Annotated in this window: 21 protein-coding genes; 6 read left to right on the forward strand and 15 right to left on the reverse strand. The window is 64.8% G+C overall.

The genetic code is table 11. The annotated features are described in order from the left end of the window. The first annotated feature begins 111 nt into the window (after positions 1-111). Entirely contained in the window at positions 112-567 is a 456-nt protein-coding gene (locus AC5V87_RS24205; RefSeq protein WP_495367977.1) for a hypothetical protein, read from the forward strand. A gap of 200 nt (positions 568-767) precedes the next feature. After that, positions 768-923: a hypothetical protein gene (locus tag AC5V87_RS24210; RefSeq protein ID WP_456838027.1), complete on the forward strand. Its 156-nt coding sequence runs from the start codon at positions 768-770 to the stop codon at positions 921-923. A 75-nt stretch (positions 924-998) separates the two neighbouring features. Here the strand turns inward: AC5V87_RS24210 and AC5V87_RS24215 are convergent, their stop codons facing one another. Next, positions 999-1,337, reverse strand: a complete 339-nt coding sequence (locus tag AC5V87_RS24215; protein WP_024341049.1) for a phasin family protein — start codon at positions 1,335-1,337, stop codon at positions 999-1,001. A gap of 399 nt (positions 1,338-1,736) precedes the next feature. Between AC5V87_RS24215 and AC5V87_RS24220 the strand changes: the two genes are divergently transcribed. After that, positions 1,737-3,566 carry a serine hydrolase gene (locus tag AC5V87_RS24220; RefSeq protein WP_495367978.1) on the forward strand — a complete coding sequence of 610 codons (1,830 nt, stop codon included), beginning with the start codon at positions 1,737-1,739 and terminating at the stop codon, positions 3,564-3,566. Between the two features lie 219 nt (positions 3,567-3,785). Here the strand turns inward: AC5V87_RS24220 and AC5V87_RS24225 are convergent, their stop codons facing one another. The 4 genes from AC5V87_RS24225 to AC5V87_RS24240 all read right to left on the reverse strand — a co-directional run bounded on the left by AC5V87_RS24225 (position 3,786) and on the right by AC5V87_RS24240 (position 7,771). Further along, on the reverse strand, positions 3,786-4,511 hold the full coding sequence (locus AC5V87_RS24225; RefSeq protein ID WP_456838025.1) for a DnaJ domain-containing protein: 726 nt from the start codon (positions 4,509-4,511) through the stop codon (positions 3,786-3,788). A 265-nt stretch (positions 4,512-4,776) separates the two neighbouring features. Continuing rightward, a complete protein-coding gene (locus AC5V87_RS24230) occupies positions 4,777-5,526 on the reverse strand; it encodes a vWA domain-containing protein (RefSeq protein WP_456838024.1) in 750 nt (249 codons plus the stop codon). A 124-nt stretch (positions 5,527-5,650) separates the two neighbouring features. Further along, positions 5,651-6,511 carry an alpha/beta fold hydrolase gene (locus AC5V87_RS24235; RefSeq protein ID WP_456838023.1) on the reverse strand — a complete coding sequence of 287 codons (861 nt, stop codon included), beginning with the start codon at positions 6,509-6,511 and terminating at the stop codon, positions 5,651-5,653. A 336-nt stretch (positions 6,512-6,847) separates the two neighbouring features. Beyond that, the gene (locus AC5V87_RS24240; RefSeq protein ID WP_495367979.1) at positions 6,848-7,771 is read right to left on the reverse strand and encodes a division plane positioning ATPase MipZ; all 924 of its coding nucleotides are present in this window, start codon (positions 7,769-7,771) and stop codon (positions 6,848-6,850) included. Positions 7,772-8,064: 293 nt separating this feature from the next. Here AC5V87_RS24240 and panC point away from each other — a divergent pair, with 293 nt between their 5' ends. Continuing rightward, positions 8,065-8,916, forward strand: a complete 852-nt coding sequence (gene panC, locus AC5V87_RS24245) for a pantoate--beta-alanine ligase (protein WP_456838021.1) — start codon at positions 8,065-8,067, stop codon at positions 8,914-8,916. Here the strand turns inward: panC and AC5V87_RS24250 are convergent. The 5 genes from AC5V87_RS24250 to AC5V87_RS24270 form a co-directional block, all read right to left on the reverse strand. Beyond that, positions 8,913-9,353, reverse strand: a complete 441-nt coding sequence (locus AC5V87_RS24250) for a DUF1489 family protein (protein WP_495367980.1) — start codon at positions 9,351-9,353, stop codon at positions 8,913-8,915. The genes panC and AC5V87_RS24250 overlap by 4 nt on opposite strands. Before the next feature lie 42 nt (positions 9,354-9,395). Further along, the gene (locus tag AC5V87_RS24255) at positions 9,396-10,394 is read right to left on the reverse strand and encodes a hypothetical protein (protein ID WP_495367981.1); all 999 of its coding nucleotides are present in this window, start codon (positions 10,392-10,394) and stop codon (positions 9,396-9,398) included. Positions 10,395-10,544: 150 nt separating this feature from the next. After that, positions 10,545-10,736 (reverse strand): hypothetical protein, encoded by a 192-nt coding sequence (locus tag AC5V87_RS24260; protein WP_027559703.1) that lies wholly within the window; start codon positions 10,734-10,736, stop codon positions 10,545-10,547. A gap of 203 nt (positions 10,737-10,939) precedes the next feature. Beyond that, positions 10,940-11,308, reverse strand: a complete 369-nt coding sequence (locus AC5V87_RS24265; RefSeq protein WP_495367982.1) for a YidB family protein — start codon at positions 11,306-11,308, stop codon at positions 10,940-10,942. Positions 11,309-11,445: 137 nt separating this feature from the next. After that, a complete protein-coding gene (locus AC5V87_RS24270) occupies positions 11,446-12,108 on the reverse strand; it encodes a glutathione S-transferase family protein (RefSeq protein WP_495367983.1) in 663 nt (220 codons plus the stop codon). Positions 12,109-12,230: 122 nt separating this feature from the next. Here AC5V87_RS24270 and AC5V87_RS24275 point away from each other — a divergent pair, with 122 nt between their 5' ends. Beyond that, positions 12,231-12,944, forward strand: coding sequence for a DUF599 domain-containing protein (locus tag AC5V87_RS24275; RefSeq protein ID WP_456838016.1), 714 nt, complete (start codon positions 12,231-12,233; stop codon positions 12,942-12,944). Positions 12,945-13,441: 497 nt separating this feature from the next. Here AC5V87_RS24275 and AC5V87_RS24280 read toward each other — a convergent pair whose 3' ends face one another. The 5 genes from AC5V87_RS24280 to mgtE form a co-directional block, all read right to left on the reverse strand. Beyond that, positions 13,442-14,542: an IS4 family transposase gene (locus AC5V87_RS24280; RefSeq protein WP_456836948.1), complete on the reverse strand. Its 1,101-nt coding sequence runs from the start codon at positions 14,540-14,542 to the stop codon at positions 13,442-13,444. A gap of 664 nt (positions 14,543-15,206) precedes the next feature. Then, complete coding sequence (gene tolA, locus AC5V87_RS24285; protein WP_495367984.1) at positions 15,207-16,184, reverse strand: cell envelope integrity protein TolA; 978 nt, start codon at positions 16,182-16,184, stop codon at positions 15,207-15,209. Between the two features lie 49 nt (positions 16,185-16,233). Then, a complete protein-coding gene (locus AC5V87_RS24290) occupies positions 16,234-17,052 on the reverse strand; it encodes an aldo/keto reductase (protein ID WP_495367985.1) in 819 nt (272 codons plus the stop codon). Positions 17,053-17,172: 120 nt separating this feature from the next. Continuing rightward, positions 17,173-17,475, reverse strand: coding sequence for a helix-turn-helix domain-containing protein (locus AC5V87_RS24295; protein WP_456838013.1), 303 nt, complete (start codon positions 17,473-17,475; stop codon positions 17,173-17,175). A gap of 209 nt (positions 17,476-17,684) precedes the next feature. Next, positions 17,685-19,106 (reverse strand): magnesium transporter, encoded by a 1,422-nt coding sequence (mgtE, locus tag AC5V87_RS24300; RefSeq protein WP_456838012.1) that lies wholly within the window; start codon positions 19,104-19,106, stop codon positions 17,685-17,687. Between the two features lie 116 nt (positions 19,107-19,222). Here mgtE and AC5V87_RS24305 point away from each other — a divergent pair, with 116 nt between their 5' ends. Then, entirely contained in the window at positions 19,223-19,996 is a 774-nt protein-coding gene (locus AC5V87_RS24305; RefSeq protein WP_456843317.1) for a polysaccharide deacetylase family protein, read from the forward strand. The last annotated feature ends 141 nt before the right edge of the window (positions 19,997-20,137 follow it).

The raw sequence follows: 20,137 nt of genomic DNA on the forward strand, positions 1-20,137 counted from the left end.
CGCGGCGGTCCCGAGTCCCGGTCCGGCGATCCTGACCAAGGTTAATCAATCCGGATCGATTTGACAAAAATTTCCGCCCGCCCGTTCAGAGCCTGTTGACCAGGAACCGGGTTGCAGCGTGGCTGCGACGGTTTCGCGCGGGCTATCTCCGGTTTTCTGCGGTCCCATCACCTGCCGTCCAAGGGGGTGGCGCGAACGGATTTCGGGGATCATCATGTTTCGCCCGCCCGTTATCTACCTCGTCCACCAGTGCCTGGGCCTGGCGCGTATGCGCGTCGCCATGGTGCTCGACAACACCGCATCGATGGTCGACGATGGCAAGATGCCGGCGATGCAGACCGCCGCCAAGAACCTCATGGACCAACTCAGCGCGCTCGCCAAGACCCGCTCGCCAAGACCAATGGCGACGTCTACATCTCGATCGTGCCGTTCGCTAAGGCCGTCAATATCGGCGCCAGCAACTACAAGTACTGGATCGACTTCGCGGATTGGGATGCCGCGTGGACTCCGGCCAATCACAACGCCTGGACAGGTTGCGTGGTCGACCGCGACCAATCATGCCGCTGAGCTACGACTGGTCCTCGCTCAAAACCGTGATCGACAAAATGAAGCCGACCGGCAACACCAACCAGGGCATCGGGCTCGCCTGGGCTGGATGACGCTGCGGTCTGAACACGCAGAACCGCCGGCACAACAATGCCTCACAGATCGACGCGCGGCAGAAGCCGTGCGACAACGCCAAGGCCGCGAACATCACAATCTACACGGTGCAGGTCAACACCGGCCACGATCCGACCTCGAGCGTGCTGCAATATTGCGCGAGCAGCACCGACAAGTTCTATCTGGTGAAGTCGGCGGACCAGACCGTGTCGGTGTTCAAGGACATCGGCATCTCGCTGTCCAAGCTGCGCGTGGCGCGCTGAGGCCACCCGCCACAACACAGAAAAAAGCCCGGCTGGATCAGCCGGGCTTCTTGATTCCAGGATGTGAGGGAGCGCTTAGTTGGCGGCCGGGGTGAACTTCGAGACGATGGTCTCGACCGGCTTGAACGCCTGCTTGGCGAGGTCGCTGTAGAGGCCGGCGATCTTCTGCGATTCCGCGACGAAGGTCTCGTAGGCGGAACGGGCGAAGTCGGTCTGGGCTTCCATGGCCTTGTCCAGCGACTTCACGCCGGAAAGCTTCTCGACGAAGGATTTGGTGTCTTCGAACGACTTCTTAGTGTAGTCGCCATAGGCGCTGGCGATCGCCTGGAGACCGTGCTGCACCGAGGTCGCGGAGGCGACGCACTGCTCGAACTGCTCTTTCCCGTAGTTCTGAAAGTCTTCAACCTTGAACATTTCGCAATCCTTTTCCCTGGCTCTCGTCCGGAAGCCCCGGCTCCCTGACTCTGCCCACAATTAGTGCAACGCACAAAAATGTCAAGAATCTTGTGCGACGCACAAAAACGGATGCCAAAATAGATGCAAGTCGCGGAAATTCCCGCGCTTTCCCGCAATGGTTCCTTAAGCTTTTGGAAACCGCAGCCCCGTACCCTGATTCCCTGGACGTGTTCAGCTTCCGCACGCGGTCAAAGCCGTTTGAGAACATCACCTTAGCCAGAACAGCGGCTCAGGCCCAACGTCTCCCGTGGCGAACACCAGCGGAGGGACAGCCTGAGCAGGTAATGATCCCGGCTCCAGTGGGCACAATTTCGCCTCACGAGCCGGTGATCAAGTCAGAAACGGGGACGGGGTTCCATGCTTCGTAAAAGCTTGTCTTCTTCGCGCTTGGCGCGCGTCGGCGTTTTCGGGCTTCTTACAGTCACCACTGCAGCCATCTTCACCACCGACGCGGCCGAGGCGCGGCGCCATCGCCGCCATTACGCGAGCCATCGGGTGCAGCGCGATGTCTCCGAGAGCTCCAGCCCGAAATTCGCGTCCATCATCGTCGACGGCAATTCCGGCGTCGTGCTCCAGGCAAACAGCCCCGATGGTCTCCGCCATCCCGCCTCGCTGACCAAGATCATGACGCTTTATCTGCTGTTCGAGCGTCTGGAGTCCGGCAAGATGAAGCTCGACACCGAGATGCCGGTATCGCAGCACGCCGCCGATCAGGATCCGACCAAGCTGAACCTGCGCCCCGGCCAGACCATCCGCGTCGAGGATGCGATCAAGGGTCTCGTCACCCGCTCGGCCAACGATGCGGCGGTGGTGATCGCCGAAGCGATCGGCGGCGACGAGGACGATTTCGCGCAGATGATGACGCGCAAGGCGCGCTCGCTCGGCATGTCCAAGACGGTCTATCGCAACGCCTCTGGTCTGCCGAACGACGAGCAGGTCACGACCGCGCGCGACCAGGCCACGCTCGGCCGCGCCATCCAGGAGCGCTTCCCGCGCTACTATCGCTATTTCGCGACCTCGACGTTCAATTGGCGCGGCCAGTCGATCCGCAACCACAATCACCTGCTCGGCAGCGTCGAGGGCGTCGACGGCATCAAGACCGGCTACACCCGCGCCTCCGGCTTCAATCTCGTGACCTCGATGCGGCGCGGCAACCGCCACCTGATCGGCGTGGTGCTTGGCGGCCGCAGCGGCGGCTCGCGCGACGCCATCATGCGCAACCTGCTCGCGGAGAACCTCGAGAAGGGCGCGACCACCCACACCGTGGCCGCCGTCACCGAGCGCAACGGTGCAGACGCGAGCAGCGACGTGGCCGATGCCTCGGATACGCCGGCCCGTCCCGCGCCGCAGGTCCAGGCCGCGGCCGCCCCGGAAGCCCCGTCGCGTCTCGCCTCGCGCCTGTCGACGCTTGCCGCTGCGACCGCGGCGATGCCGCCGGCTCAGCCCAAGCCTGAAGTCCGGCCGACTGAATCCAAGATCGAGCCGGCGCCGCTCACCAATGGCGTGATCTCGAGCCAGCCGCTTTCCATCATTCCCGGCTCGTCCGAGCCGATGAAGCCTGTCCGGGTCAAGACCGTCCAAGTCAAGGCCGGCACTGTGAAGGTCGCCTCCGCCACCCCGGCTCCGGTCGCTCCGCAAGTCACGAGCACGATTGCCGCCCGTTCAGACGTTGCGGAAACTTCCGGCGCCGTCGTCGCCCGGGCCGATTTGATCAACAAGCCCGAGCCCCAGAGCCAGCCGGAAGCGCCGAAGCCTGCCGAGGTCGTCCGCACCGAACTGCCGCGTCAGCCGGCGGGTTTTGGTACCGGCAACGGCATCCTCGGCGTGCTGCCGGCCACAACCACCGCCGCTCCGGCCCCGGCGGCTGCGAAGCTCGCGTCCGCCGATCCGGCGCCGCAGCCCGCCCAGATGAGCGCCACCCCCAAGCCGGTCGTCACCCACAGCGGCTGGATCGTCCAGGTCGGCGCGCTCGAGAGCGAGACCGAAGCCCAGCAGCGCATCGATGCGGCGCGCAGCTCGGCCCGCGGCCTGCTCAGCAAGGCCGATCCGTTCACCGAGCCTGTGGTTGCCAAGGACAATCGCAAGCTCTACCGCGCCCGCTTCGCCGGGCTCGAGCGCGACCAGGCCGAGGCCGTCTGCCGCGCCCTCAAGCGCGCCGAGATCTCCTGCATCACCGTCCGCAACTGATCGAGCGGATCTTTCCCACAGCCAATGCCCGCGCCCTGCGCGGGCATTTTTCGTTTGGGATGCGGATGAGGCCCAAGGCTGTTCCACGACAACCTCTCGTCAAGACTTTACGGTTAAAACTTTACGCAAGGGATCGACCACGCCGACAATGGCGGGCACCAGGGCGACGGCGAACGGAGAAGCGGAGCTGACGCGGTACGGGCGTTTATGGTGCCGGAGTTAGACGTTATGCGTACGAAGCAGAGTATCCTTGGCCTCGTTTACACGGGCAGCGAGATACGTCGAGCCCCCCTGGTCGGGATGGAGTTTCTTCATCAGGGACTTGTGAGCCCGGCTGATGTCGTCGCGGCCCGCCCCCGGCTGCAAGCCAAGGATCTGATAGGCTTCCTCCGCCGTCATTTTGCCGCCCGGCGCCGCGCTGCGCTGCCGCCCTGCCGCATCGCCCTGCGCGTTCTGACGCCAAGCGGGAAACCGGCGGTCCAGATAGCTTTCAAGTAAGGCGACGCTCTCGGCGTCGAACGCCGGTACCATCGCCAGCAGGCCAGCGAGATCGAACTCATCGAGATCGCGCCCCGCGTGGGGCCCGGCGACGATCCGGCCCGCGAGCTGGCCGGAATCGTGATCGAGCCGCATGTCCAGGAACTGCGACCGCACGCGCGAGGCCTGACCTGTCGGGCGCGTTGCGCCGCCGCCGAACAGCCCGCCAACATTGCCGATGCCGGCGTTCGCCAGCGGCGTCCAGCCGAGCAGTCCGGCTCCCATGAGTCCGAGCGGGATCGCCACCGCCAACTCGCCTCGCAGACCCGTGAAGGCCGCGACCGCCAGCGCCACGACGCCGCCGCCGAACTTGATGGTGCGCGCAAGCACCGCCGGATTGGCGGAGCGGAACATCTGGAGCAGCAGATAGAGCGTGATAACGGCGACAGCGCCGGCGATCAGGGTCATGGCCTGAATATAGTCGTCCTGTTGTCAAAAAGCATGGCGTCCTTCGTCCACGTCCACGACCGGCTGATGACACGAGACGTTCGTTCGCCAATAAGCGACCCTGTCCAGATCATTCCCCGCACGGCGAAATCCTGCTCGGTCTCGCGTCCATGGTCTGGGCGGCCGAAAGCGCGATGAGATCAAGGTGAACCGTCATCGCGTTTTAGGTTCTTGAGCATGATCTTTTCGAAAAACCGCTGCGCAGTTTTTCGGATCATGCTCTGGCCTATTTCATCTGGCCGATCAGCCTGGCCGCGCCGCTCTCGCCCTTCGCCAGTTTCAGCAGCGCCTCGCGACCACCGACCGCATAGGCCGCGGCAGCGCGCAGCAGCTCACGCAGTTGCGCCGCCGCGCCAGGATCGAACCGGCACCAGGCGCCGCCGGTCAGCCTCGCGATCTCGCGAAACGTCCGCTCGGCCACGGTGTCATCGCCTTCCTGAAACAGGAACACCGGCACCTTGAGCATGCCGAGCTCGCCGGCCTTGGCGCAGAGGTCGTCGACCTTCTCCTCCATGGCATCGCCGACGAAGACGACGGCGCGCACGCCAGAGGCAACCGCCTCGCGCCGCGCCTCGCCTAGCACCTTGCCGATCTGGGTGTCACCGCCGCGGCAATCGATCTTGCTCATCAGCCTCGCAAGCTTGCTGCTGTCGGAGATCCACCCTGTGGCGCGGCACTCGTTGAAACCGCGATAATAGACCAGCCGGATGTCCAGACTGCCGAGCGCCGCAGCTTCGCGGAACATGTCGGCTTGGAGCGCGCAGGCCATGTCCCAGGTCGGCTGCCGGCTCATCGTCGCATCCAGCGCGAAGATCAGCCGCCCCTTCGCGCCGGGCGCATGCGGCGACAGCGCGCGCGCCTTAGCGACGAAGGCGGCGATGTCCTCCGAGGTCGATGTCCTCGTCTTCGGCAGCGCGCCGTCCGCTTGCGCCGAAACGGCATCGCCACCACGGGGTTTGATCGGTTCGCCCGACATCTCTGCTCTTCGCCTCGCGGTGAGCAGCTAATGTGGTCAGCGACGATGGCCCGGTCAATGTGCAAAGCCCCCGCAAGCTGGCGCCGACGGGGGCTTCGAGGATCGGATCGACCGGAGCGAGAGGTCAGCTCTTGGCCGGCGCCATCAGAGCGACCGGACCGGGCTCGAGAATCTTGGGCGGGGACGATTGCGTGTCGACCGGCGCCACCTCGCTGTCGGTCGAGCTCAGGAACTTGTCCAGCATGCTCTGGATCGAGTTCTTGGCGTCGTCCGGACCGGTGTCACGCATGTCGTTATGCTGGAATTCGGTCTTCACGACCTGGATGCCCGCCTTCTCGCACTCCTCGTCCGTGGGGATCACGCCCGGATCGGTCTTGAATTGAGGATCCTTGGAGCGGAACGACAGGATCTTGAACTTGCCGGCGGTGACGAAGGGGACGCGGAGGTTGTCGAGCGTGACGACCTTCTTGACCTCGTCCGGGTACTGCTTGGCGAAGTACATCGTGATGTCGCCGCCCATGGAATGGCCGACCATCGTCACCTTGTCATAGTCGGCGTTGGGCTGAACCTTCTTCATCTCCTGCATGGCCAAATGAATGTTGGCGACTCCGCGCAGGATCTGCGGCAGCCGGCCGACATAGAGCTCGCCCGGCTTGGTCACCATCGGAGGATCGGTCGGCAAATCGTGCTGCGGGCTGACGACGAGATAGCCGCGCGCGGCGAAGATGTTGGCGAGGAAGCCGTACTCGGTGTTCTTGACGGTGTTGCCGTGATTGATCACCGCGACCGGCAGCGTGATCATGCCGGCATTGGCCTGCATTTCCTTGTCGCGGCGGATCGCGATGTCGACGGGAACCGGACGGTTGTCCCGCGAAGCGTCGTAGAAAGTGATGGTCTCGTGCTTGATCGCCCACTTGCTCGCCGTGAAATAGGCGATGCCGCAGAGCGCACTCACTGAAACCAGAACGGCAATTCCACGCTTCATTTTCGTCCTCAGCCTCAGGCTCTTACGGCCTGAATCCCTGTTGAAAATCGTGTTCTTCCGGGGCTCTTTGTCCCCTTGTCGCCTATTCCCTAATATATGTCACAGCCACGTGACAGGAAGCGTAAATATTGTGACCTGACAGCCCTTTCATTGTGCGCCGCACACGATTCTTGGGCAGCCCGGACTCGTGCGCTACGTCAGCGTGCAGGTCAGGATCGGACGCAACCCATCTCGATCATCAATTTCGCAGTGAACGTAGATGAAAACGAGCGAATGCGCGCCCGGTTCCCCCGGGAACCGGCATGCGGATCGATGCGGAAGTAGCTCTATACCGCGTCAAGCGCCCAGGATGTCGTGGACCTCAAGCGGCTTGTCGACCTGACTGAACCACTCGGCGCGGTTGGCGGCGCGGCGGCGGCCGCGCTCGTCGAGCGGCAGCTTGAGCTGGCGGAGCAGGCTCGTTACCTCCTCGCGCGCAGTGAGATGGCCGAGATTGGGCCGCATGCCGAGCGTGGCCTCGTCGATCTCGTCCAGGGCAGTCAGGCCGCGCGGGAAGAATTCGCGATAGACGACGCGTTCGGCGAAGCCGTCAACGTAGCGGAAGCCGAGTCGCAGCGACAGATCCTTCAAGCCGTCGGCGACGAGCTGCTTGTTGCGGGAGCCGAGCATCGACAGTCTGTTGCGGACGACGATCCAGTCGGTGGTCGCCCCGTCGAGCTGGCGGCGCTTGCGCCTGACGTCACGCACCATCTCCGCGTAATGGCTCTCGCCCGTCACCGCGTAGTTGGCGGGCTCGACGGTGCCGAGCACGTCGAAGTCGAGAAAGCTGTCGTTGATCGGCGTCACCAGGGTGTCGGCCATCGAGTGCGCAAGCCGCATTAGATAGCTGTCGGTGCCGGGCGTATCGATGACGATGAAGTCGAAGCTGCGCTCGACCGCCGCGACCGCCTCCATGAACTGCTGGAACTCCGAGTTCTCGTTCTCCGCGATCTGCATGGTCTCGCCGAGCTTGATGCAGCGATGCACCGGCAGCTCGAGGCCGAGCCCGGTGCGGCGGGCCCAGGCGGAGCGGTTGCTGATGTAGCGGGTAAAGCTTTGCTGGCGGCAATCGAGATCGATGGTGGCGACGCGCTGGCCGGCCTTCAGGAGCGCAACGGCGATGTGCAAGGCGGTCGTCGACTTGCCGGAGCCACCCTTTTCATTGCCGAGCACGACCACATGCGCCGAGCCGGATTGGCCTTGGCTAGCTTGCACAAGCATTGCGATCCTCAACACCCCTAACGAATATCTTCGAGTTGACCACGTCTGCGGTCAAGTGAAATGCGTGACAGGTAACGCAAATCGCAACGCGCGGCTCTTATCATGAAGAGCAGTGCAGCTGCGCGTCTGCGATGCAGCCCACACACTCGCAATGTCGCGCGGCTCGACGCGAATTGCTGTGCCGCATCCGGATGCATGGCGTCCACGACCGCCGCTTGTTAAGGTTGGCCTGCCGGCCGTCGGGCCGCGCCCGCTCCGATTCCCAACCCCGTCGAGTCCCGATTCGAGTCCCGATGTCACGAAGCCCCTTGATCGCCCGCACGGTCCCCACCTTGCGACGCGCCGTCGACAATCTACGCAAGCGAAAGGCCACGATCGCGCTGGTCCCGACCATGGGGGCACTCCATGACGGGCATGTGTCGCTGGTGCGCCTCGCCAAGCGGCGCGCCAGCCGCGTCGTGGTGTCGATCTTCGTCAATCCGACTCAGTTTGCGCCGACCGAGGACTTTGGCGCCTATCCGCGCACCTGGAAGGCCGACATCGCCAAGCTCGCGGCCGAGGAGGTCGACATCGTCTGGCATCCCGGCGTCGAGGCCATGTACCCGGACGGCTTTGCCACCCGCATCGTGCCCGAGGGACCGGCGCTCGCCGGCCTCGAGGACCGGTTCCGGCCGCACTTCTTCGGCGGCGTCGCCACCGTCGTCGGCAAGCTGTTCACGCAGTGCCGGCCGGATGTTGCGATCTTCGGCGAGAAGGACTTTCAGCAGCTGCGGGTGGTGATGCAGATGGCGCGGGATCTCGACCTTGGCGTCAGGGTGATCGGCTCCCGCACCGTGCGCGAACGCGACGGGCTCGCGATGTCCTCGCGCAACGTCTACCTCTCGGCGGAGGAGCGGCAGACCGCGACCACGCTCTACCGCGCCATGAAGGACAGCGCCGGCCGCATCCGCGCCGGCGAAGCCCTCGGAAGCGCGATGACGCGTGGTGCGGAGACGATCAAGGCGGCCGGTTTCGCGCTCGACTATTTCGAGGCGCGCCACGCCGAGACGCTGGCGCCGGTCACCTCGCGCGAGGACGGTCCGTTGCGGATCCTGGTGGCAGCCAAGCTCGGCACGACGCGGCTGATCGACAATATCGCGGTTTAGAGCAGCCCGAGATCGCGCAGCTCGCGCCGCATCGGCTCGGGCATGGCCGCGATCGAACCGGCGGCGGATTTGCCGAGATCGGGCGGCACGGAATCGTTGGTGAGATAGCGCCAGCCCTGGAACGGGCGCATCGGCCGCGGCGACACCGAGATCACCTTCGGCTGCATCACGATCCGGCAGCGACCGATGCCGTCCTTGTCGCGGAACGGCTCGATACCGATGATCTTTTCGCGCGCGGCGATCTCGCCCTTGATCACCCAGTAGAGCGATCCGCCCGCCAGAATCTCGGCGTCGCGCTTGGGCACCATGCGCGTGATGTGGATGTGATGTTGCGGCAGACCCTTCTTCTTGGCGGTCTGCATCCGTTCGGTCACCCACCCCTTCAATTCCTTGACGGAGTCGCAGCCGACGGCGAGCTTGATCAGATGGAGTGGCATGGCCCAGCATTAGCCGGGCGGCCGCGCGTTGGGAATGCCGATCTACTCGTTATCCGCAGCCCGAGGCGTCGGCGTCGCGGCCGGCGGCGCAAGCGGAACCGGAGCGGCGGCTGGCGCGCGCTTGGCGGCCGGCTGCTTCTTGGCGGCCGCGGCCGGTGCCGCAGGCGCAGCGGCCTGCGCCGAGGCCGCCGCGGGTGCGCGCGGGGCTGGCGCGGCGTTTGTGGCAGGCGCGGCCTGGCGCGTCGTTGCCGTCGCCGGTTCGGGAGTCATGATGCTCACCGGCGGCGTCGAGGAGGCGCTCGGGAACTCCGCATTGGTCGGCTTGCCCGTCGGCATCGACGGCGGCAGCCCGACAAGCGCAGCAGTTGCGGGCAGCGCCCCCGGCACCGTTGCGGGCGCGTTCCAGGTCGGCGCGTAGCGTGCGACCAGCTGATCGTAGAGATGGGAATCCATGTTGGCGGCGACCTGCTGCTGATCGGTCAGCGAGCGGAACGCCGGACAATCGAACTGCGTGCAGCCGTCGCGCGCGACCAGCACCTGGGCGACGAGGCCGTAGCGATCATGCTCCAGCGTCTTGCGCAGTATCTTCATGTCCTGTGTCAGGCTCTTCTCGGCGGTTGCGGCATCACCGAGCGCGGTCAGCCGGTCGATCCGGCTTGCAGTGTAGGCGACGGCGGCGGCCGCCGCGTCGGGCGCGCCGAACAGCGCCTTCTCGCAGCCGGCGGCCACGGTCTCTCCGGCGAGCTCGTCGAGGCAGGACAGCGCCGGCAAGCCTGCGACGACCGCGGCTTGCGCGCGACCTTCAGCAACCGGCGTCTCGTGTCCGATCGGCCCATAAGGGCGCATGGTGGCGGCGACCGCGATGATGATGGCGAGCAGCGAGATGGCGGCCAGCGCGCCGTTGGCGACCGTTCTCTCGGCGCGCAGCAGCGTGAACAGCAGGATCAATCCGAAAACGCCGGCAGCGACCAGCGTCATCCACATCAGGAAGGCCGGCGAGCGCCAGATTTGGTCGAGCGTAGTGGCCCAAGCCCAGTCCATGCGCGACGTCCCCTCACGCGAGTTGAGAGCGAATGGTCAAGCGAGCACCGCGAATCGGCAACTGGCCCCGGCTCACCTTGGAGGTGAAGCGGGCCTTTTGACGGCGGCAGGATACAAATTCCTTGAGGCGCGACGAGGCGCCGGTGGCCTTCAGGACAGCGCGAGCTGGCTTTCCTTGGCGACGCGCTCGAAGGCTTCGGTCGAGCTCTTGATGCGGTACTGGCAGTCGTCGCCTTCCGTCGGCAGCAGGCGGATGATCTCGTACGAGCCGCTGGCAGCGGGGCGCGCGACGTTGCTGGCCGTGAAAAGTACGCGTGCTCCCACGGGGAATTTATGCTTCAACGCCCATCTCCATCACTCAAACAGCGCCGGCCGTGCCCAGGGTCCCACTGCGACGGACCGGCTAAACCCGGGCCGCTGTATAGCACGCGCCGGGCCGCTTTGGCCAGCAGTATACAGCCATGGCAAACACGCCGATCTGTCAGTGTTTTCAGGATGATGGCCGGGGAACCGGGCGCCCGACGATACCGCCGGAACGGCTCGCTTCAGGCGGTATGGGGCAAATGGCCGTCGGGACTTGCGTGATCCACCGCCTTGGGCAGTTCCTGGGCGAGGATCTCGCCGAGCTGATCGACGGGAATGTTGTAGCGCGCGGCCAGCTGGCGGACGGTGTCGTTGCCCAGCACGGCCCGGAGCTGATCGGCCGAGATCGGCAGGTTCTGCCCGTTGCCGAGCCAGGATTTGACCTGCTCGCCGAAGCCGGACTGCTGAAGCTTTGCGACGATCGCGCTGAGGCCGCCCTGATTGCTGCTGCCGAGCACCTCGTTCAGCACGGCCGGGAGCACGGCAGCACCGTGCTGGCTGAGCGCGCTGCGCAAGGCTGGGTTGTTCTCCAGCGAGTCCAGGATTCCCATGACGATGCCCTCTCCTTGGATTCCCTCGCGATCGAGCGCCGCCCTCGCGCAGGCCGTCAAGCGGCGCTCGATCACATTCATGAGTTAAGCGAGCATGACCTTATCGGGAAACCGGTCCCCGCTTTTCCGGATCATGCTCACACGGTCTCGAACTTTTCGATGACGAGCGTTTCGGCGATACCGTCGCGTGTCCATTCCTGAAACGCCGGCATTGCGATCATCGTGTCCATATAGGCCCTGGTCTCCGCTGTGACCTCGATGGCGTAGGTGCGGAAGCGGTGCACGACCGGGGCATACATCGCATCCGCCGCGCCGAAGCGGCCGAACAAATACGGTCCGTTGGCGCCGTAGCGCGAGCGGCACTCGCGCCAGATCTCCTGCACCCGCGCGATGTTGGCCTTGGCGTCCGCCGACAGCGTCACCGGGCGCACCGGGCGGTGCAGGTTCATGCCGCATTCGTTGCGCAGGGCCATGAAGCCGGAATGCATCTCGGCGCACACCGAACGGGCATGGGCGCGGGCCGCGACGTCGTCGGGCCACAGCTTCTTCTCCGGGTAGCGCTCGGCGATGTATTCGATGATGGCCAGCGAATCCCACACGGTGATGTCGCCGTCGACCAGCACCGGCACCTTGCCGGCGCGGCTGAAGGAGAGAATTTGCTCCTTGTCCGCGGGATTGTCGGTGTAGAGCGGGATCACGGTCTCCACGAACGGGATGTCGTTGGCGCGGAGTGCGAGCCAGGGCCGCATCGACCACGACGAGTAGTTCTTGTTGCCGATTGCGAGTTTCAGCGCTGCCATGTCACTGGTCCTTCTCGAGTCTTCCGGATGCAGCCGCTTTTAGCGCCATCGCCTGCCGCCAATCAATCGTTGCTGCGCCTCGTCATGCATGGCAATCGTTGCCGCTCCGCGAGGAGAGAGACATGAGCAGGCACTGGGTCGACATCACCGCCGTCGGCTTCTTCATCATCGAATGGCTGGTCTATGCCGCGACGCTGGAGCATTCGGCCTATGGACGCGACAGCCTGTCGGCGCGGATGAACCGCTATCGCGAGGTCTGGGTGCGCCGCCTGCTCGATCGCGAGGCGCGCATGGTCGACATGCAGATCATGGCCTCGCTGCAGAACGGCACCGCCTTCTTCGCCTCCACCAGCCTGTTCGCGCTTGGCGGCGCGTTGGCGCTGCTGCATGCCACCAACGACGCCATCACCATTCTGGGCAAGCTGCCGATCGATCTCAGCACCTCGCCCGCCATGTGGGAATTGAAATGCGTCGGCCTCGTGCTGATCTGCGTCTATGCCTTCTTCAAGTTCGCCTGGGCCTATCGCCTGTTCAACTATGTCGCGATCCTGTTCGGCGGCATGCCGCCGGCCTCGCAGCGCGGCACGCCCGAAGCCGAGGCCCATGTCATCCGCACCTCGCGCGTGTTCGAATCCGCCGGCCGCCATTTCAACCGCGGCCAGCGCGCCTTCTTCTTCGCACTCGGCTATCTCGGCTGGTTCGTCAGCCCGTGGGTGCTGTTCGTGTCCACCGCGGCGGTGGTGGTCGTGACCTGGCGGCGTCAGTTTGCCTCCAGCGCCTGGGCAGCGATGGCGCCGGAGATAGCCGCGGGCGATGAGGGGAAACGTGGTCGTTGAAGGACTCTCGTGTCCCGGACGCGCCGCAAGGCCCCCTAGCGCGTCGAAGACGCGCGTAAACGCGCTTAGGGCGTTGCTGCGCCGAGCCGGGGCCCATGCTCTAAGTGACGCTGTCATTCCCCGCGAAGGCGGGGAATCCAGTACGCCGCGGCCTATCGATTCAATCACGAGCGCCTCGGAATAATGGATCGCCCGGTCAAGCCGGGCGATGACGGCGAGTGTGTGGCTACAGACATACGTATTCGACCTCGCGGCGCAATTCGCCCGAGCTTTGCTTGATCTCTCCACCCTCGAAGCCAAGAGGGCGCAGGGAAGGCCGCATAGGCGTTAAGGTAGCGCAAGCATTGATTGATATTGACGTTTTCGGGGAGGCTCGCGCAGGTGCCGCCCAAGCGCTCGCTTACTGCGGCGCAAGCGGCGGATGGTTGGTTGTGGAATGATTGCTTGCAGCAAGGATGCAACGAGTTGTTGCAAGATACGCCAACCGCCAGGTGTCGTCAGGCGGCCTGCTTCCAGTGGGGAGAGTCCTCGAAGTCGCGGACAAGCGGCTCGAGCAGCAGGATAATCAAGAGGTGAGCCAGCAGGTAGGGCTTCGCCGAACGCTGATCAGTTCCAGGCGGTGTCTTGAGACCAATCAGGCTTTTCAGTCGCTTGAAGCCAAGTTCGATCCGCCATCGCAGTCGATAGAGTGCAAGCACATCCTTGGCGGAGAACTCGTCCCGTGCGAGCGACGTGACCAGAATGACCCAATCCGCGGCTTCCAGAGTCCCTTTGGAGATGATGCGGTTTTCGTCTCGTGCGTCTCGCCGAGCTTTACGACGCGAAGCCGCGGCCGCACCGGTGGGCTTCTTGACCGCAACCAGACGCATAGCCAGAGGCGCCCCGTCCTTGCGTTTGATCCAAATCCTCCGATCGATCAGTCCGCGTGCCTTTGCCGCACGCAATTGGGCCATCAGATCGAATGGAAGGCCTTGGGCATCAAGCCAGCGCGCGTTCTTCCAGCCTGCTCGGATCAGAACGTCGGCACCAGCCGCGCGGACAGCCGCGATGCGGTCAGGTTGCAGATAAGCGCGGTCAGCAATGCGGATCTCGTTCTTGACTACTGGTATCCGGTCAAACGTTTCGCCCTCTTGCTGATCCGTTAGCTCGAAGTGACCAAAGCGCTCACTTGGCAGATCAAATGCACTATGAAGCCGCCAAAGCTCACTGCTCCTGCGGGCAGTCGGCCCGGCCTGAGGTACTGTCGTCGCATCGACGATGCGGATCAGGCGGCCTCGGCTCGCCTTCGGCGCTGCCGCATCGAGCAAGCTCTCCACCAGCACTGCAAACCAATCGCCACATTGACGCAGGCGATAGAACAACGCCACGCTGCTGAGGTCCGCAAGGCCAACAGAAGCCGCCCACGCAGCTGTCGATCTCAATCCTCTTTCCCCTAAACAATAGGCCAGCATCAGCCGAAGCAACGCCACCGCGTCTGGAATTTGGCGCCGCCGCGCGAAAGCCTTCGTCTGGCGCGCGCTTATCTCAAGCTGCTCAGCCCCACCCAGCTGCGCAACCACTCTCGTCCAGTCCTCATTTAGAAGCGATTCGTCTGCCATGCCCCTTGGAATCACGTGTGATTCCAACACTCAAGAATAAACTTAACGCCTATGGGGAAGGCCGGGTGCCGGCTGGCACCCGCGGTCCGCTGCGCGAACAGGTAGCGCAAAAGAACCGCACAGCAGCATACAGGTGAAGCCCAACACACGGCCTTCCCTGCGCGATGGTCGGACGGCTTATGCCGCGCTCTCCCGGGAGCCGAGTTCGTTCTGGCCTCCCTCATCCTGACAGAAGTCGCCGGCAGCACGCCGGTTGACGCGACGCCGCATCCGCCAGGGCTTGACCGTAGCAACGACGGCCAGGACCACACGGTTTTGCCGTACGCGCGGCTCGTTGGCGCCACAGCGGCCGATGGCGTTGTGCACGTTGCCATCGACATGTTGGCACGACGAACCTGACAGCGCCGTCCGTCCGCGCGAAGCCTTAAGCGCTCACGGAGAGCAATCCGCCCTGCCCCTGGCCACTCGCGCCCGACGCTGCCGCGTCCACCGCAACGCCCGGCTCGCAACCATGACGACCTCATGATCGCCCCTCAAGAATGAGCCGGGACGGGCGACACATACGACAAATCCGAATTTCGGTAAAGCGGAATATATTTGCGAGGACGGATTGACAGCTTCGCAGGTGTTTTGCCCGTCGGGCAAATCCGGGACCCCCGGTGAGCTAAGACCCGAAATCCCGCGGCGAAAACGGCAGATCCATCACCTTCCATTCCCCGTACAAATTCACTGGCAGCATCTTGTAGGGCTGGCACGCTTGGAGCGCGGCCATCGCGGACTTCACCAGGGCCACGCCCTTCGCCGACGGCGGGGCTTCGATCAGGATCGGCTCGCGCGCCAGGGTGCCGTCGGTGGCGAACACCGTGCGCAGCTTGATGTGGACATTGTCGGTCGGCGTGAGCCCGGCCGGCAGTTTTGCGCAGCTTCGCAAATGACGGCGCAGTTCGGCGATGACCTCGGGCGGCAGCTTGGCCGCGATTGAATCCTTGGCATCGCCACCGTCGTCCTTGGGGGCGTTGTTCGGCTCGGCCGGCAATTCGGGCGGCAGGCCCAGCATGACGCCGTATTTGACGGTGACGTCGGGCTCCGGCGCCTGATAGGCCGGCGGCGGCGCGGCCCGCGGCTGCGCTTGTGGCGGCGGCTGCGGCTGAGGTTGCATTTGCGGCAGCGGCGGCAATTGCGACGGCTGCGGTTGTGGCTGCGAAGACTGCGACTGCTCAGGCTGCGATTGCACATTGGCCTCGCGCTGCTTCGTCTCCGGCGAGGGTTGCACCTGCTTCTGCTGCGGTTCGGGTGATACCTGCTGCTTCGGCGATGCCGCGGTTGCCTTCTCCTTGGCCGCGGGCTTCGGCGCCACCTCCGGCTTGTCCTTGTCGGTAAAATCCAGCTTGGGCAGCTTCAAATCAGGGAGCGGCTCTTGCGCCTTCTCCTTTGCCTCCTTCAGCTCTTCCTGGGCCTTCTCCTCGGCCCTGGCCTCTTCCTGCTTCACCTGCTCGGGCGTGACGATGTCGATCGAGACCGTCTCGGGCGCGGCGGCGTGAAACGGATGGACTTCGCTGATCAAGATGATCAGCGCCACCAGCATCAGATGCGCAATCGCTGACGCCGCAACGTCCGTCCGTATGATCTTCCGCAGTTCCATCGCCCGATCTTGGGTTGCCGCCCTGCTCCTATCATACCGGAACGGCCCCTCAATCCCATTTCGGCGCGAAGCCGAAATCGGTCAGGCGGCCCTTCGGGCTCGCCAGCGCGGCGATCTCCGCCATCTCGTCGCCCGACAGCTCGAAATCGAAGATATCGATGTTTTCCGACAGGCGTTCGACGCGCGAGGTGCGCGGGATTGCCGCAACATTCTGCTGCACCAGCCAGCGCAGGCAGACCTGGGCCGGCGTCTTGCGATGCGCGCGGCCGAGGGCGGCGAGCCTCTGGTCGGACTTGATACGGCCCTTGGCGATCGGACTGTAGGCGACCAGTGCAAGGCCATGCTGCGCGCAGGCCGCCCTCACCTTCGCCTGATTCAGATAGGGGTGGTATTCGACCTGGTTGCAGACCAGCGGCTCTGATGACAGCGCCACCGCCTGCTCGATCAGGGCCACCGTAAAGTTGGAGACACCGATGTGGCGGGCGAGGCCCATGCGTTTGGCATGCGACAGCGCGCCCAGCGTCTCCGCCAGCGGCACGTGCGGATTGGGCCAGTGCAACAGCAGCAGGTCGACGGAAGTAAGGCGCAGCCGCGCCAGGCTCTCCTTGACCGAGCGCTCGAGATCGTGGGGCGCGAAATGATTGGTCCAGACCTTCGTGGTGAGGAAGACGTCGTCGCGGCGCACGCCGGAGGCGCGCAAGCCGTCACCGACCTCGCGCTCATTATCGTAGACCTGGGCGGTGTCGATGTGGCGGTAGCCGAGCCGCAGCGCCTGCTCGACCACGCGGGCGCAGGTGCGCCCTTCCAGCTCCCAGGTCCCGAGCCCGATCGCCGGGATTCTTGCGCCACTGGCCTCGACGAACAGCATGAGGAATCCCCTCTGTTGCGGCAGCCCGGCGATGATTATGGACCTCGTCCGTCATGGTGCCAACGGAAGTCCACGGCCAGCGACCCGGATCTTCGGCGCAATGCTAACGGGAGGTTCGTATCAGGCCTTGGCGAGCGCCTGAAACACCGTCTCCGGCGCGTGCGCGATCACCGCGAGCAGCGCGCGGGCGGGTCCGCGCGGGGCGCGCTTGCCCTGCTCCCAATTCCGGATGGTTTCGACGGGAACGCCGAGCTTGGCGGCGAACTCCATCTGGGTCAGACAGGCGCGGCGGCGCAGGTCGCGCACGGCGAGCGAGCCGGTGTCGCCAGCTGCGGCATTGGCGCTCGGCTCGACCGGATATTCCTGCCCATCCCGCAATTCGACGATCCGTCCGTCCGCCTTCAGCCGCAACCGCATGTCCATTCCCCCAAGCGGGCCTGATGATGCGGCAGGTCGCTTAAGTTCGGATTAAAGACAACCGCCTCTCGCCCGGGAAGTCAGGGGCCCCGGTTCTGCAGCTCTCTCCCCGTCATTGCGAGGAGCCCTTGCGACGAAGCAATCCAGACCGCCGCCGCGCAGGGGTTCTGGATTGCTTCGCTTCGCTCGCAATCACGAGGAGAGAAAGACGCCCCCTACTTCAAGCCGAACCAGAGCGTCGCGATGCCGAGGAAGGAGAAGAAGCCGACCACGTCCGTCACCGTGGTGACGAAGGTGCCGGACGCCACGGCCGGATCGGCCCTGACGCGTTCGAGCGCCATCGGAATCAGGATGCCGCCGAGCGCGCCGGCGACGAGATTGCAGATGATGGCGAGCCCGATGACGAGGCCGAGGCCTGGGATCTTGAACCAGGCCACGGCGGCGATGCCGGTGATCACGGCAAAGGCGAGGCCGTTGACGAGGCCGACCAGCGTCTCGCGCATGATCACGCGCCAGGCATTGGCGGAGCCGAGCTCGCGCGTCGCGAGCGCCCGCACCGCCACCGTCATGGTCTGGGTCGCGGCATTGCCGCCCTGACTCGCCACGATCGGCGCCAGCACGGCGAGCGCGACCATCTTCTCCAGCTGGCCCTCGAACAGGCCGAGCACGGAGGACGCGAGGAACGCGGTGGCGAGATTGACCAGCAGCCAGTTGAAGCGGCCGCGGGCGATGGTCAGGAACGTGTCCGACAGTTCTTCGTCGCTGGTGACGCCGCCGAGCGCCTTGAGGTCCTCGTCGGCCTCCTCCTCGATAACGTCGACGACGTCGTCCACCGTGATGACGCCGACGAGGCGGTCCTGGGTGTCGAGCACGGGGGCTGCAACGAGATTGTACTTGCCGAACATGCGCGCGACCTCCTCCTGGTCCTCCAGGACGGAGACGCGGCGGCGATCCTCGTCGGTCAATTCGGTGAGCGGCACCGGGCGCCGTGCGCGCAACAGCACGTCGAGCGGGACCGCACCCTGCCAGTGCTGGTCCTTGTCGACGACATAGATCTCGTAGAAGCGGTCGGGCAGATTCGGCGTCTCGCGCATGTAGTCGATCGCCTGCCCCACGGTGAAATCCTGGGGCACCGCGATGAACTCGGTCTGCATGCGGCGGCCGGCGGAATTTTCCGGATACAGCAGGCTGCGCTCGAGCGCGACGCGCTCCTGCAACGGCAGCTTTTCGAGGATCTCCTCCTGATCGGCCTGGTCGAGGGTCTCCAGCAGCTCGACCGCGTCGTCGGATTCGAGCTCGCGGACGCCTTCGGCGACTGTCTCCGGCGGCAGCTCCTCGAGGATCTCCTCGCGCACGGCCTCGTCGACCTCGTTCAGCGCGGAGAAGTCGAAGTCGCGGCCGGTGAGCTCGACCAGGCGGACGCGGTCTTCGGGCTCGAGCGCGCCGATCAGGTCGCCGAGATCGGCCTCGTGCAGCTCGGCGACGCAGGCGCGCAGCGCGGCGCTGTCGCCGGCTTCGATCGCATGGGCGATTTCCTCGACGAATTCCTGCCGGATTTCGCCGTCTTCATTGCGCATCGGCACGTGGTCGAGTACCGAGGCCTCGGCGGATGCAGCACCGTCCATATGTTCATCCATGGTGCGCCTCGCCGTTTGACAGGTTGGAACGTGTGATCCGAGCTGATGGTTCAGGCAATACCCACAAGGCAACTCCGAGCGCAATGACAAAGATGCTTCGACAGCGATGGACCTCGATGTCGCTGGGCGCGGTCCTCGCGGCCCTCGCCGGCATCGCCTCGGCCGAGGCCGCCGACTGCCCGCGCAAGGATGCGCTCGGTACTTCGCGCATTCTGAGCGTCGATGCCAAAGCCACGCCGCGCGTCGGGCTGAAGAGCTTTCCGCAGACGTTGCCGCTTGCCGATCACGAGGTCGTGCTGACCTTCGACGACGGCCCGCATCCGCCGACGACGTCGAAGGTGCTGGCCGCGCTGGCGCAGGAATGCGTACGCGCGACCTTCTTCCTGATCGGCCTGCACGCCGCCGAGCATCCCGAGATGGTCAAGCGCATCGCGCGCGAGGGCCACACCATCGGCCATCACACCTTCTCGCATCCGTTCATGGCGCGGATCCCGTTCGAGAAGGCCAAGAGCGAGATCGACCGCGGGATTGCGGCCGACGAGATGGCGCTGCACGGGATCTCGACCACGACGCCCTCGACGCCGTTCTTCCGCTTTCCCTATTTCGAAGCGACGCAAGCCGAGCTCGACCTGCTCCAGTCGCGCGGCATCGTCGTGTTCGGCGCCGATCTCTGGGCCAGCGACTGGAACGAGATGACGCCGGAGCAGGAACTGAAGCTCATCACCGAGCGCCTCGCCGCTGCCGGCAAAGGCATCATCCTGTTCCACGATCCCAAGGCGCGCACGGCCGCAATCATGCCGGCCTTCCTGCGGTATCTGAGGGAGAACGGCTATCGCGTGGTTCACGTGGTCCCGGCGGGCCCATCACAGAAAAACGCCGACGCGCGTTGATGCCGGAATGTCACGGCAGCGCAAAAAGGGGTGATTTGAGTCCTATTAACACTCTGTTCATGCTAAGCCATGCAAAGATGGCAGGGACTTGCGCCTGAACCGTTGTTGGAGCGTCTCCGACCTACTATGGCGGCAATCGCA

This window comes from Bradyrhizobium sp. SOJA106, assembly GCF_059448745.1.